Source organism: Burkholderia sp. 9120 (genome assembly GCF_000745015.1).
Taxonomy (GTDB): Bacteria; Pseudomonadota; Gammaproteobacteria; order Burkholderiales; family Burkholderiaceae; genus Paraburkholderia.
In genome coordinates this window covers 6,398,414-6,413,238 of record NZ_JQNA01000002.1, presented here as the reverse complement: position 1 = coordinate 6,413,238, position 14,825 = coordinate 6,398,414, and the positions used below count along the sequence as shown (strand labels likewise).

Sequence of the window (14,825 nt, the reverse complement as noted above, 5' to 3'; positions counted from 1 at the left end):
AAGGCGAGATGCGAGGCCTGAAATGGTCAGCGCCGCTTTCACCCATAAACATGGGCAAGAAGCGGCGCTTTGTTGGGCTGGCTAGCCAGTCGGTAACACTGCGATCAACTCATTAGAACCGGTACGTCGCGCCGACCTGGAAGAAACGGCCGAGATCCGTGTAGAGCGACTGGTCGTAACCCGTAATGTCCGGCGTCGCTTGCCACTCGACGTCGAACGGCGGCCGCTTGTCGAACAGATTCGTAATGCCGCCGTAGATCGTCCAATGCTTGAAGCCGCGATAGCTCGCCACCAGATTGAACTGACTATATGACGCCACGGACCCGGTTCCGCCGTCGCCGAACTCTGCCGACACGCCGTTCGTATAAGGACCCGTGTATTGCCACGTCAACGACGTCGTCAGGTTGTGGAAATCCCACGTCAACGTGGTATTGCCCTTCCAGCGCGGATTACTTGCGCCGAACGGTTGCAGCAGGGCGAGATTGTTACCCGCGAAGTCCTGCGGCGCCGAACCCGGGCTGTGCAGCTTGAAATGCCACACGTACGCCCAGTCGCCCGACAGCGTAAACGTACCGTAGGTCGTACGAACCGCCTTGCGGAAGTTCATGTCGAAGCCGTCGGTATCGAGCGCGCCCAGGTTGACGAACGGCTGCACGATATAGCGGATCGTGCCGTCGGGATTGCGTACCACCGTCGACGGATTGTTTTGCTGAAGCACGGCGTTTGGATCTGCCGTCCCGATCACCCCGTCGATGCGCACTTTGTAGAACGCCGCACCGATGTCGGTCATCGCGTCCGGCGACAACTGGAAGCCGATGTTGTAGTTCTTCGTATGCTCAGGCTGCAGATTCGGATTACCCGTGGTCTGCTCGGTCGTGAAATGCTTGGTCGGCACGCCGCTCGGATCGTTCGGATCCACCAGGTTCTGGTGACCGAGATAAACCGCCTGCGAATTCTCGACACCGGTCGGCGCGCGGAAACCGCGGCTAAACGAGGCGAACGTCGTCAGCATACGCACCGGCTGATAACGCAGCGCGAAGCTCGGCGAAAAAGCACCGCCGAAGTCGCTGTAGTGGTCGTAGCGGGACGCTTGCGTGAACGTCAGGTTGTGGATGATCGGAATGTCGATCTGATAGAACAACGCCGCCACGTTGCGCGAGCTGTCCACGGTCTGCACATTCGCCGGCGCGCTAATGCCTGTCGACGCGAGCGTCTGCGGGTTGATCACCGACGACTCGTGGCGGAACTCCGTACCAAAGCCCAAGCCGACATTGCCGGCCGGCAGGCTGAACAGGCTCGACGTCGAGGTCTTGGCCGTGACGCTGTCGACCTTCGAAATCGCTTGCTGATAGTCGTCGCTGAACACGCCGTTCAGACCGTTGGGCGTCGAGCCCGGGTTCGCGAAGTTATACGAGCCGTTCGCCAGCATGTTCTCCACGCCCGCCACGTTCAGGCGGTTGGAGTAGCTCGTATCGACCGTGCTCTGCGAATGGCCGTAATCGGCGGACCAGTCCCAGCTACCCAGCGCCGCCGAGTTGTACGAACCCTTGATGCCGGTCGATGCCATCCAGAAAGTCGACACGGTATCCGCAACACTAACGTTGCCGGGGAACGTCAGATTGATCGGTGTCGCCACGCCGAACGGATTGAACGGATTCGACGCCGACACCGTGCGCGAAAGCGGCGCGACGGAGCCGGTCGACGGCGTGAACACGTTCGAATTGGCGGTTAGCGATGCAGGGCCCTGCAATTGCACGTTTTCGTCGCGGCTCACCCAGAAGCCCGCGTACGCTTCCTTGTCTTCGTCGATCTTGAAGGTGCCGCGCACTTTCGCGTTCAAACGCGTGACGGCCGGCGTCAGGGAAGTACCGGCCGCGACGTTGTACGCGCACGCCGCACCGCCCGTCTTCGCCGACGTGCTGCCGGGCGGGCACGGATTCAACGCCGTGTTGCCGGCCGGCGTGGTCCAGTACGACTGCTGGTTCGGACCCAGCGGCGCCGCGAGACCACCGGCGTACTGCGTGAAATCCTGGCCCGACGTCATGTCGCGATCCGCCAGCGTCGATCCGCTGTCGCGGTAGTAGCTCGCCGCAGCGGTCACGTTGAAGCGATCCGAGTTCAGGTCGCCGAAACCGCCGAGGGCGCTGAAGCTTCCCTGACCGTTGCCGGGATGCTGCGCTTTGCCCAATTGCGTATCGAGCTGCAGGCCCTGAAAGTTCTTTTTGGTGATGATGTTGACGACACCGGCAATTGCATCGGAGCCGTAAATCGATACCGCGCCCGTCTTCACGATGTCGATGTGGTCGACGATGTTCAGCGGGATACTGTTGACGTCGAAGAACGTGTCGGTGAAGTTCACCGCTTGCGCGTAGTTGGCGACACGCTGGCCGTCCACCAGCACGAGCGTGTACTTCTCGCTCAAGCCGCGCAGCGCGATACCGGCGCCACCGGGGGCGGCGCTGTTCATCGTCGACTGGGACCAACTGCTGGCCGAGTTCGCCGCCGTACCGCGCAGGAAGTCGGACACCGTGGTGTAGCCGCTTTGCGCGATGTCCTTTTGCGTAATGGTCTGGACTTCGGTATTGCCGACCTTGTCCGACGTGCGGATAAGCGAACCCGTCACTTCGAATTTCTTAAGCTGTTTAACGGGCGCGGTGGCTGCCGCGCCCGATGCAGCCTCAGCCGCCGCCGTGCCGTCCGGCGTGCCGGCCTGCGCGACGGTAATGGGCGACGCAACCGCCGCGCCTGCCGCCGACGGCTGGCTCTGCGCGAATGCGGACGTCCCCACCATCGCGGTTATCGCCATTTCAGCCCAGATTATCTTCCGAATGGCCGATGCTAGATCCCTCTGTTTCATGTTCCTCTCTCTCGCCATAAACGCCAGTTGTTATTCGAAGAGGCCTGGCAAGCCTCTTCGTTTGCGGCACCCCACCGCCACGCTTCGAACGCCCTGTTTTCCTTCGAAACTTCAACAACGACCCACCCGATCAGCGAACCTGAACGCTGCTTTTTGTCCGTAGTGATACTAATTATTCATTCTGCTGCGCGGGCCTCGGGTGCTTCAACATCGGTAGAACGTTGATAACAACGGCGCACCATGGCGGCCAGTCAATGCCGCTCGGCTTATTCGTCGATTGATGTGCTTTCAATTGCCGCGCAACCACTCGCAATCTTTAGATTCGATTTCGAGCTATCGGTGTTTACCCCGCATTTTTATCAGCATGACTAATTTCTTTGCACGGACAAAAAGATTCAATAGCGGCAATTTCTCTTAGATAACGAACGACGGCGCATACAACCGCGCATCAATCAAATACGACAGGATCGCGCAATCAACGGCATTGATCGCGAGGCGCGATCCATCAATTTAAAACCTTCATTTAGCTTACTTCATGGGTGAGCCGTGAAAGGCTACCCGCGCCCGCTTGCGAGCCACGTCATGACTTCTGCCTGACACCAGGCTGAGCTTTTCTTTCATTTGGTGGACGCAAACATATCAGGACAGAATCGCTCAGTCAAAATTTGTTTGATCGGCGTAAAAAAATTGTGCGACGTGCGTAACACCCCACCTTACGACGCTGGCGCCTATTTGCACCACGCCGGTGCCGCTATCCCATAACGGTTATGGCTTGCACCAATTGAAGTCAGCGCCATACGAATTCTTTCAATGCAAGAAATCTGACAAAAAAAAACCTGCGCACCTAGGGGAAGGCGGCAGGTTGAGAGCACTGACGAGTGCACTTATCTCAGCGATAAGGTGCAGGCATTGTAATCACATTGAAAATAATATGTAAATGGCGATAAGCGACGAATAGAGGATAACGACGAGAGAACGTCGTTAAGCCGGCGACACTCTCTGAGGTCCGCAGAGACATGCTCCGCTTGCGGAGAACTGGCTGGTTGCGTAGAGACCAACGTTATATTTGTACGGATGCCTAACGTTGTGATCGGTCAAGTAAAACATGCAGCAATCCGTTTCCGAATGCTGCATGCGTGTCGCCGCGATCGCGTTGGGCTATCTCACCGCCGGTTCGAGCCGGATACAACGTCGATCCAAACCGCGAGCACCAGAATGCTGCCCTTCACGATCATCTGCCAGTAAGCGTCGACGTCGAGCATCGACATGCCGTTATCGAGGCTCGCCATCACCAGCGCGCCGATCAATGCGCCGTACACAGTGCCGGAACCACCCCGCATCGACGTCCCGCCGATAAGGCACGCGGCGATCGCATCGAGTTCACCCATCGAGCCCGCCGACGGCGAGCCGGCCGCCAGCCGCGCCGTGTTGACAATGCCGCCGAACGCACACATCAGCCCCATCAGCGCGAAGATCGCGAGCTTCACGCGGTTCGTATTGACGCCGGAAAGGCGCGTCGCTTCCAGGTTCGAACCAACTGCGTAAATGCGCCGTCCGAACACGGTCTGCGTCGCGATCCACGTGAAGATGCCGAGCAGCGCGAGCAGTAACAGCACCGGCACCGGAATGCCGCCGTAACGATCGAGCGTGGCGACAAAGCCTGCCAGAATCACGCCCGCACCGACCACCTTGACGACGTCCTGCCACACCGGCACCACGCGCAATTGATAGCGCTCGCGATTGCGCCGCTGCCGCAGTGTGAGAAACGCGAGCAGCACGAATAGCACGACGGCGAGCGCGTCACCCACGAGCCGCGGCAAATAGCCTTGACCGAGAAACACGAAACCGTCGGAGACCGGTGCAATCGTCGAACCACCCGTGACGCCGAGCAGAATGCCGCGATACGCGAGCATGCCACCCAGGCCGACAATGAACGAAGGCACGCGGCGATAGGTTGACCACCATCCATTGAACATGCCGACCACGACGCCGAGCAGCATCACCACGGGCACGGTCACGCCGATCGGCCAATGACGGTTGACGTCGAGTATCGCGGCGACGCCGCCGAGTAAACCGAGCAGCGAACCGACCGACAGATCGATCTCGCCCGCGATGATCACGAACACCATGCCGCACGCGAGCATGCCGGTAATCGACATTTGCCGCAGCAGATTCGACAGATTGCGCGGTGTGACGAATGCGCCGTGCGTGAGGAACGAGAAGAAAATCCAGATCGCGGCCACCGCAATCAGCAACGCGAGAATCTTGTAGCGTGCGAACAATTGCTGAATGCGCTGCGGGCCGCCGAAAGCACCGCGTGGCGCGGCGCCGTCGGCGCGTTGGGAAGTAACGTCGGGCGTCATGCGGCACTCGCTGCGGTTGGGTTCGGGGATCGCTGCACGGGGCGGATCGCGGCGCTGAGAATGTCCTCCTGGGTGAGGCCGTCGTTGACGAAATCGCCCCGTAGTTCACCCTCGCCGATCACCAGTACGCGATCGCTAATGCCGAGTACCTCGGGCAATTCGGACGACACCATCACGATCGACATACCGCGCTGCGCCAGTTGAAAAATCAGCTTGTAGATTTCGTATTTCGCGCCGACGTCGACGCCTCGCGTGGGCTCGTCGAGAATCAGTACCTTGGGATCGGTCAGCAGCATGCGTGTGAGCACGGCCTTCTGCTGATTGCCGCCGGACAGGCTCGCAATCGACAGCATCGGATGCGCCGCGCGCACCGAAAGCCGCTTCATCTCCGTGTTGATCGTGTCGAGTTCGGCGGCCGAATCGATCCGTCCGCCTTTGGTGAAACGTTGCAACACCGCGAGCGTGATGTTGTGGCCGACACTCAAACCCGGCACGATGCCGTGTCGTTTGCGATCTTCCGGCACCATGCCGATGCCCGCGCGAATCGCATCCACGGGTGCGCGAATCTTCAGCGGCTTGCCTTCCAGCATGACCGTCGCTTCGCTCACCCCGGCGTATGCGCCGAATACCGCCTCCATCAATTCGGTGCGCCCCGCGCCGACCAGACCGGCCACGCCAAGAATCTCGCCGCGCCGCAGCGCGAACGACACGTCGTTGACCCGCTTGCGGCGCGGATTGGTGACGTCGAAGCAGGTTACATTGCGCGCTTCGAAGATCACGTCGCCGATCGGATGCGGCTCGCGCGGAAACAGATTCTTGATCTCACGGCCGACCATCAGCGAAATGATGCGGTCGGTGGTGAGCGAACGCATCGGCTCGGTGGCGACATGGCGTCCGTCGCGAATCACGCTGATCGTGTCGCAGACCGCCGCGACTTCGTCGAGCTTGTGCGAGATGTACACGCACGCCACACCGCGTCGTTTCAGATCGCGCACAATGTCCAACAGAATGCGGATCTCCGACGCAGTCAGCGACGACGACGGCTCATCGAGAATCAACAATTTCGCGCGCTTGTTCAACGCCTTCGCGATCTCGATCAATTGCTGATGACCGCCGCCGTAGTTCATCACCGGCTGCGCGGCATTGATACCGCTAATGCCGAGTTCGCGCATGAGTTCGTCGGCGCGCTGATACATGGCCGCGTAATTCATGCGGCCGCCGGGCAGCGTGATTTCATTGCCGAGAAAGATGTTCTCCGCCACGGAGAGCTGCGGCACCAGCATCAACTCCTGGTGAATGATGATGATGCCGGCGCGTTCGGTGTCGCGCACGCTGGCGGCCTTCAGCGGCTCGCCTTCCCACGTGATGTCGCCGTCCCAGGTGCCGTACGGATAGACGCCCGACAGCACTTTCATCAGCGTCGATTTGCCCGCGCCGTTCTCGCCGCACAGGCCGACGCACTCGCCCGGCGCGACCGTCAGGTCGATGCCGTCGAGCGCTTTCACGCCGGAAAATGCCTTGACGATGCCCCGCATCGTCAGCAAGGGTTGAGTCATTCGCTATGCCTCGCTGCAAGGCGCGCGGCGGCGGCGACACCGCTGGAGCGTGTCGAGATCCGCCGCGCACACGTTACGCTCATTGGCTCGCGAGCTGGGCCTGGGTATAGAAGCCGTCCTTGATCACCACGTCGACGTTGCTCCTGGTTAGCAACGTAGGCTGCAGCAACACCGTGTCGACCTTCTTCTTGCCGTTGTCGTATTGCGCGTTGAAGGCCGGCTTCTCGCCTCTGGCCAGCGCCACGGAGAGTTTCGCCGCTTCGCTCGCGATCAGCTTCAAAGGCTTGTACACCGTCATGGTCTGCGTGCCGGCAATCACCCGCTTCACTGCGGCGAGGTCCGCGTCCTGGCCCGACACCGGCACTTTGCCCGCCATGTGTTGCGCGGCAAGCGCCTGGATCGCGCCGCCGGCGGTGCCATCGTTCGATGCGACGATCGCGTCGATCTTATTGTTGTTCGCCGTCAACGCATCCTCGGTAATACGCAATGCCGTGGAGGCGCTCCATTCCGGCACCCACTGCTGACCGACAATCTTGATGTCACCCTTGTCCATGGCCGGTTTCAGGATCTTGAGCTGGCCTTCGCGCAGCATCTTGGCGTTGTTGTCGGTCGGCGCGCCGCCGAGCAGGAAGTAGTTGCCCTTAGGTTGTGCGTTGTAGACGCCTTGCGCCTGCAATTCGCCGACCTTTTCGTTGTCGAACGAAATGTAGGCGTCGACGTCGGCGTCGAGAATCAGGCGGTCATACGAAACGACCTTGATGCCGGCTTTCTTCGCTTCGGCAACCACATTGCCGAGTGTCTTCGAATTGAACGGCACGATCACGATCACATCCACGCCGCGCGAAATCAGGTTCTCGATCTGCGAGATCTGCCGCTCCTCGCTCGCATCGGCCGATTGCACCGACACTTTCGCGCCGAGCTTTTCCGCGGCGGCGACGAAATAGTCGCGATCGCGCGACCAGCGTTCCACACGCAGATCGTCGATACAGAAACCGATTTCAGGGTGATCCTTGCTTGCATGCGCGAGCGGCGCGGCAAGCGACAGGCTGGCGAGTACCGCTCCACACACGAGCGAACTCAGTACGGTACGACGCGTTGCGAATTTCATGTCTGTCTCCATCTTCTGATAGTCGGAATACCGGATTGGACGGTCTGCGCTGCGAGCCGCAAGACCGGACAAGCGACAACCCAAAGCTTCCTGTTTCGCGCGGTCGACGTGGCCGCGCGATTTTTATGTAATGCTGCTGTTGCCTGGTGCGTATGCTGCGAAGCGCGCTCAACGCCCGCTGTAAATCGCCTGATTCACGATACTTTCCATCAACTCCTGATGCCCACTGGCGTGCTGCGGATTCAATCCACGCGTCAGCGCGTCCGACGCCAACGTCGACAGCGAATAATCGCCCGAGAGAATCTTGCGGCCGAACTCCGCCTCCCAGCCCGCGTAACGCTGACGTTTGAATTGTTCGAGGCGATCGTTTTCGATCAGTACCGCCGCCCGCTCGACGGCGATCGCGAGGTTGTCGATCGCGCCGATATGGCCGTAGAACAGATCTTCCGGATCGACGCTCTGCCGCCGCACTTTCGAATCGAAGTTCATGCCGCCAGTCGTGAACCCACCATGCTTGAGAATTTCGTAAAGGGCCAACGTCAGCTCTTCGACACTATTTGGGAATTGATCGGTATCCCAGCCGTTCTGCGGATCGCCGCGATTCGCGTCGACGCTGCCGAAAATACCGAGCGCGTAAGCCGTGGCGATCTCGTGATGAAACGAATGGCCGGCGAGTGTCGCGTGATTGGCCTCGATGTTCACGCGAATCTCTTTCTCGAGTCCGTGTTGCAACAGAAAGCCGTGAACCGTCGCGACGTCGTAGTCGTATTGATGTTTGGTCGGCTCCTGCGGCTTGGGTTCGATCAGCAACGCACCCTTGAAACCGAGCTGATGCTTGTGGTCGACCACCATATGCAGGAAGCGCACAAGCTGATCGCGTTCGCGCACGAGGTCGGTATTGAGCAGCGTGTCGTAGCCTTCGCGGCCGCCCCACAACACATAGTTCTCACCGCCAAGCCGGTGCGTCGCGTCGAGCGCATGACGCACTTGCGTCGCGGCAAACGCGAACACATCCGGATCGGGACTGGTCGCGGCACCGGCTGCGTAACGCGGATGCGAGAACAGATTGGCCGTGCCCCATAGCAATTTGACGCCGGTGTCTTGCTGCTTGCGCGCCAGATAGTCGGCCATACGCGAGAAGTTTTCGCTGTATTCCTTCAGGCTTGCGCCTTCGGGCGCGACATCGGTGTCGTGAAACGTGTAGTACGGCGTGGCAAGCTTCGAGAAGAAGTCGAAGGCGGCGTCGGCTTTTTGCTGCGCCCGCTCCATTGCGTCGCCGGCCTGCTGCCACGGGCGCCGGAACGTCCCATGCCCGAAGATGTCCGTGCCTGGCCACACGAACGTATGCCAGTAGCACACCGCAATACGCAGATGTTCTTCGAGGGTTTTACCGAGTACTTTTTTACTTTTATCGTAATGGTGGTACGCAAGCGGATTGTCTGATTGCGGGCCTTCATAACGGATCTCGGGAATGTGTTCGAAATAGGACATCGGCGTCTCCTGTTTATGTTGCAATGCAACTCGCCCGGTGTTGCCGTAGCGGTCGACAAGGTGACGCCATGCTGACGCCTGGACGAGGCATCGGCAATTGCGAAATTGCGCAGCGTGCTTGATGTTTCTTACCGCCTGCGCGTTTGATTCGCACGGCTTCGCGATTCGGGGCCTAGAATAACCAGACGCTTAAAAACGATGCGGTACAAACCTGCACTCAACCGGAGACGAAGGCGCGTGGCGTCCGATTCACGACCCGCACGCCGCCCACCCATGACCCGTCCGCAAACACCACAGACGACCCATCGGATCGCGCTGCTTTTCAACGCGAACAAGGTCTACGACCGCGAGATCATTTCCGGCATCGGCAATTACCTGCTGTCGACGCGCGTGGCGTGGGATCTGTTTCTCGAAGAAGATTTTCGCTGCCGGCTCACGGGGATCGAGCGCTTCGACGGCGACGGGATCATTGCGGATTTCGACGATCCGGCCGTCGGCGAAGCGCTGCGCGATTGTCCGCTGCCGGTGGTGGCGGTGGGGTCGTCGTTCGAAGAGCCGGCGCACTACCCTCCGGACTTACCCTATATCGCCACAGACAACAGCAAGCTCGTCTCGCTGGCCTACACGCATCTGATCGGCGCCGGCCTCGAGCACTTCGCGCTGTACAGCCTGCCGCAGGCGCAGGAAAACCGCTGGGCGCAACAGCGGGAACTGGCGTTCGCGCATTTGCGGCGTGCGGACGGCCACAGCGAGGAGCAGATCGACAGCGAGATCTATCGCGGGCTGTCCACCAGCGCGCCGTCATGGAACCAGGCGACCGAACAACTCACCGCGTGGCTACGCGAATTGCCGAAGCCGGTCGGTATCATTGCCGTGACCGACGCACGCGCGCGGCACTTGCTGCAGGCTTGCCTGATCGCGGGCATTCCCGTGCCGGAGGAAGTGGCGATTATCGGCATCGACAACGATCCGCTCACGCGCACGTTGACGCGAATTCCGCTTTCGTCGGTCATTCAGGGTACCGACGAAATGGGCCGTACCGCCGCCCATTTGTTGCATCAGATGCTGCACGGCGCACGTTTCCCGGGGCGGCGAATTCTCGTGCCGCCCGTCGGTATTAACGTGCTTGAGTCGACCAAACATCAACCGCTTGCGAGTCCGTATGTGATGCGCGCGCGGCACTTTATTCGCCAATACGCATGCCAGGGCATTCGCACCGAGCAGGTGGCCGATTACGTGGGCGTGTCGCGTTCGTCGCTCGAAGAATACTTCCGGCGCGAACGGCAATGCACGGTGCACCAGGAAATCCTGCGCCATAAACTCGACGTCGCGAAAGCACTGCTAGCCAAACGCGACGCGTCCAGCGCGGAGGTCGCAATCCGCTGCGGCTTCACGTCGCTGCAGTACATGTATGCGGTATTTCGGCGTGAGCTCGGCTGCACGCCGCGCGAGTACCAGGACCGCGCGAATGCGGCGCAGACGTCGACGCCCATGCCCGACTGAGCGCACCTTTACTCTCTTATTTCGACCGACGACATGATCAGCATCGCACACCTTTCTTCCGAGCCGTGGGGCACGTTGCACGGCGGCGATCCCGTCCGGCTCTTCACGCTGCGCAACGCGCACGGCATGAAAGTTGCCATCAGCGACCTGGGCGCGACGCTGGTGTCGTGGCATGCGCCGGATCGCGCGGGGCGTCTCGGCGATATTCTGCTGGGTCATGACACGCCGGCCGACTACGTGGCGGCCACCACTTACATGGGCGGCTTGATCGGCCGCTGGGCGAACCGCATTGCGGATGCGCGCTTCACGCTCGACGGCATCGAGTACACACTCGACCGCAACGAAGGCGCGAACCTGTTGCATGGCGGCACCGTGGGTTTTCATCGCGCGCTGTGGGACGTGAGCGAGGACAACGGCGCGCTGCTCATGCGCCTGGAGTCGCCCGAAGGCGATGCCGGTTTCCCGGGCAACGTGACCACGCAAGTGCGCTATACGCTCGACGACGACGGCACACTGACCATTGCCTATGAAGCGATCACCGACGCTGCGACGCCGCTCAATCTGACGAGCCATGCGTACTTCAATCTGACTGGCCGCCCTGGCACGGATATTCGCGGTCATGTGTTGTCGATCGACGCCGAGCGTTTCTTCGAAGTCGACGCGGCGATGATTCCGTGCCAGCTCGCGGAAGTCGCGGGCAATGCATTCGACTTCCGGCAAAGCGCGCCGATTGGCGCACGTCTGGACTGGCCCCATGCGCAACTGGCACGGGCGCATGGATTCGATCATTGCTACGTACTGCACGACGCCGCAGACGCCGGTACATTGCCGTTACGCCCGGTTGCCTGTGCGTATGACCCGGGCAGCGGACGCGAATTGACCGTCTCGACCGATCAATGCGGCTTACAGTTTTATACCGGCAACTGGCTGAATGGCGAGAAGGGGCGCGGCGGCATCACCTACCAGGCGCATGCCGGGTTGTGTCTCGAAGCGGGCGGTTTTCCGAACCAGGTCAATATGGCCGGGCAGGAACGGGGAATCGTGCGAGCCGGCGATACGTACCGGCAAGTCACGACTTATAGAGTCGATGTACGCCAAGGCGTATGAAGCGATTCATCCTATCTTACGACGTGGCTTACAGCGCGCCGACTTACTGTTTGCGGCAATACTGAATTAACGTGCCAGGTGTTTCCCCAGGACCGCGGGCTTCCTAGACTCCTTCAATGGGCGCCGTAAATTGCTGCGGTGCCGGATAAAACAATTCCGGAGGGAAGCATCATGAAATCGCTAATCAAAGCCGTTGCGCTGGTGGTCGTGCTGACTGCGCCAGTAGTGGCGCTCGCGCAATCCGACCAGCAGCCGCTCACGCGTGCACAGGTCAAGGCTCAGTTGAAGCAACTCGAAGACGCCGGCTACAACCCGGCTGTTGCGACCGACGCCACTTATCCCGCCGATATTCAGGCAGCCGAAGCACGCGTTGCAGCGCAAAACGCAACGGGCTACGGCAGTCCGGCGGGTGGCACATCGCAAACGGGTTCCGAAGCACCGATGGCGAATCCGGCGCAGCAAGCGCCGATGACCAACAGCCAATAACGCATTACGTCCCGTTCATTCGATGCGAGTGCATGTCGCGCTCGCATTGGCATGCGTCGCGACACGCAATGGCGAGTGCACGCGCGTGACCATGACGACCTCATGTCAGAAAGTCCTTTGACGAAAATAATGGCTCGGCTATCCTAAGGCGGCAGTCTGGTGGTTCTCGCAGCGTCGTTGTTCACGTCAATGAGAACTTCTACTCAACGTCGCTTCGGGTTCAATTGTGAAAGTCCGTGGTCCATTGGTGAGATACCAGCCTGGTCGGGAAAGAACATTCCTGTCCGGCTGTCCGATCGCTCATCAGGGGAGCAACTGCGCTTCGCCATCCCGCCCCCTGTCCATCGATACCGTCTTGTCGCGCCGCTCCGTGCGCCGGCATAACGTCATCGCAGCGCCCTCTGCTATTCCCGTTCGCACCGACGAAATCGCGTCGCTTCTGCCTTAGCCCCCCTCTCTTTTCGCGAGCCTGCGTTGCATGCGGTAGACCGCTCGTTTAGCTAGCGGCCGATCGTCTGCCATGCGTTTGCCCTGGTCGTGCCGTGCAAGTTCGCTTGCCCGCGCGAAACGCGCTGTCAGCGTTCGCCCATACGCCTCCCTTTTTGCTTTGCTGTGCGCTTGCGCCGCGGCAGGCGGCGTCACGCCTCGTCGTTTCGGCAAAAAACCGAAGATGAACCCAAGGAGATTGCAGAATGAAGACCCGTCATAACACGCTGCTTTCGCTCACCGGCACGCTGCTGTGCTCGCTGACCGCTATGACCACGATGAGCGCCGCGTGTGCCGCGGATACGTCGCTGAACGTCTACAACTGGTCGGACTACATAGCGAAGGACACGATCGCCAACTTCGAAAAGCAATCCGGCATCAACGTGAAGTACGACAGTTACGACAGCGACGACACTTTGCAGGCCAAACTGCTCGCAGGCAGTTCGGGCTATGACATCGTGGTGCCGACATCGAGCTACATGGCGCGGCAGATCGAAGCCGGCGTCTATCAGAAGATCGACAAATCGAAGATGCCGAATCTCGCGAATCTCGATCCCGGCCTCATGAAACTGATCTCCGACGCGGACCCCGGCAATCAATACGGCGTGCCCTGGGCATGGGGCACGGACGGCATTGGCTATAACGTGCAAGCCGTGAAGAAAGCGCTGGGTGGTGAAGCACCGGTGGATAGCTGGTCGCTGCTGTTCGATGCAGCGAATCTGTCGAAAGTAAAAAGTTGCGGCGTCTCCTTCCTCGATTCGGCATCGGATGTTTTCCCTGCCGTGCTTCAGTACATGCACAAAGACCCGAACAGCACCAATCCCGGCGACTACCAGGCCGCGTACGAAGTATTGAAGAAGATCCGTCCGTACATCACGCAGTTCAATTCGTCCGGCTACATCAACGATCTCGCGAACAACGATATCTGCGTCGCGTTCGGCTTTTCAGGTGATGTGGGGATTGCCCGGCGTCGCGCGTCGGAGGCCAAACGCTCTTACGAAGTTCGGTTCTCGAATATCAAGGATGCGGGACTGGTGTGGATGGATGTGATGGTCATTCCGAAAGATGCCCCACATCCGGAAGCGGCAATGAAATGGATGAACTACATCGAAGACCCGAAGGTCAGCGCCGCCATTACCAACGAAGTGTTCTATCCGACCGCGAACCGGGCCGCGCGGCAATTCGTAACGCCCACCATCGAACAGGATGCGAACGTCTATCCGCCCGCAGACGTGCTGAACAAGATGACGTTGATGCGGCCGCAACCGGCGCCGATCATGCGGCTCGAAAACCGGCTTTGGGCGCAGTTGAAATCGGGCAGTTGAGCAACGCACGTTGAGTGGTAGTGAGCTGGATGACGGGTTTTCAGATGAGTCTTTCCGGCGTGGCGTGCGCAGTGGGTGCGTGTGCCACGCTTTTTTTGATCTTGCCGTTTTTTCGCGTTTTAACTGGGACATCATGAGCATTTCGAACATCGTAGATTTCGCGCAGCCGGCGAAAGAAAGCATCGAGTACATGCCAAAGACCGAAGCGGTACTCGCCGGCAATCCGTCACAGGCCGTTCATACGCATTTCACCAGCCCTTGCGGTCAACTCGCGGCGGGCATGTGGGAAGGCGCATGTGGACAGTGGAGCGTGAACTTCACCGAGAGTGAGTACTGTGAAATTCTCGAAGGCGTGTCCGTCATTCGTGACGCTGACGGAACGAGTAAAACCGTACGAACGGGCGATCGTTTTCTGATTCCGGCCGGATTCAAAGGGACGTGGGAAGTACTTGAGCCCTGCAGGAAAATTTTTGTTTCGGTGGAGTTCAAGGGATAAACGACAGCAGAGTCCATTGAAGAGGTTCGCCTCATTGCGCACCTCTT

10 protein-coding genes are annotated in these 14,825 nt (G+C 59.9%); 5 read left to right on the top strand and 5 right to left on the bottom strand.

Features of this window, described 5'->3' with window-relative positions; translation table 11 throughout:
• Positions 1 to 112 precede the first annotated feature (112 nt).
• The 5 genes from FA94_RS36405 to xylA all read right to left on the bottom strand — a co-directional run bounded on the left by FA94_RS36405 (position 113) and on the right by xylA (position 9,375).
• Positions 113 to 2,857, bottom strand: a complete 2,745-nt coding sequence (locus FA94_RS36405) for a TonB-dependent receptor (protein WP_035561291.1) — start codon at positions 2,855 to 2,857, stop codon at positions 113 to 115.
• A 1,163-nt stretch (positions 2,858 to 4,020) separates the two neighbouring features.
• Positions 4,021 to 5,220: a sugar ABC transporter permease gene (locus tag FA94_RS36400; RefSeq protein ID WP_035561288.1), complete on the bottom strand. Its 1,200-nt coding sequence runs from the start codon at positions 5,218 to 5,220 to the stop codon at positions 4,021 to 4,023.
• A complete protein-coding gene (gene xylG, locus FA94_RS36395; protein WP_035561285.1) occupies positions 5,217 to 6,776 on the bottom strand; it encodes a D-xylose ABC transporter ATP-binding protein in 1,560 nt (519 codons plus the stop codon). The genes FA94_RS36400 and xylG overlap by 4 nt, the downstream gene beginning before the upstream one ends.
• A gap of 79 nt (positions 6,777 to 6,855) precedes the next feature.
• Positions 6,856 to 7,884 carry a D-xylose ABC transporter substrate-binding protein gene (xylF, locus tag FA94_RS36390; protein WP_035561282.1) on the bottom strand — a complete coding sequence of 343 codons (1,029 nt, stop codon included), beginning with the start codon at positions 7,882 to 7,884 and terminating at the stop codon, positions 6,856 to 6,858.
• Between the two features lie 168 nt (positions 7,885 to 8,052).
• A complete protein-coding gene (gene xylA / locus FA94_RS36385; protein WP_035561280.1) occupies positions 8,053 to 9,375 on the bottom strand; it encodes a xylose isomerase in 1,323 nt (440 codons plus the stop codon).
• Positions 9,376 to 9,648: 273 nt separating this feature from the next.
• Between xylA and FA94_RS36380 the strand changes: the two genes are divergently transcribed.
• The 5 genes from FA94_RS36380 (at position 9,649) to FA94_RS36360 (ending at position 14,778) form a co-directional block, all read left to right on the top strand.
• On the top strand, positions 9,649 to 10,878 hold the full coding sequence (locus FA94_RS36380; protein ID WP_035561277.1) for a XylR family transcriptional regulator: 1,230 nt from the start codon (positions 9,649 to 9,651) through the stop codon (positions 10,876 to 10,878).
• 33 nt (positions 10,879 to 10,911) lie between these two features.
• Entirely contained in the window at positions 10,912 to 11,985 is a 1,074-nt protein-coding gene (locus tag FA94_RS36375; RefSeq protein ID WP_035561275.1) for an aldose epimerase family protein, read from the top strand.
• A gap of 171 nt (positions 11,986 to 12,156) precedes the next feature.
• Positions 12,157 to 12,471: a DUF4148 domain-containing protein gene (locus tag FA94_RS36370; protein WP_035561272.1), complete on the top strand. Its 315-nt coding sequence runs from the start codon at positions 12,157 to 12,159 to the stop codon at positions 12,469 to 12,471.
• 755 nt (positions 12,472 to 13,226) lie between these two features.
• The gene (locus FA94_RS36365; protein WP_231585164.1) at positions 13,227 to 14,282 is read left to right on the top strand and encodes a polyamine ABC transporter substrate-binding protein; all 1,056 of its coding nucleotides are present in this window, start codon (positions 13,227 to 13,229) and stop codon (positions 14,280 to 14,282) included.
• A 10-nt stretch (positions 14,283 to 14,292) separates the two neighbouring features.
• Positions 14,293 to 14,778 (top strand): cupin domain-containing protein, encoded by a 486-nt coding sequence (locus FA94_RS36360; protein WP_231585105.1) that lies wholly within the window; start codon positions 14,293 to 14,295, stop codon positions 14,776 to 14,778.
• Positions 14,779 to 14,825 lie beyond the last annotated feature (47 nt).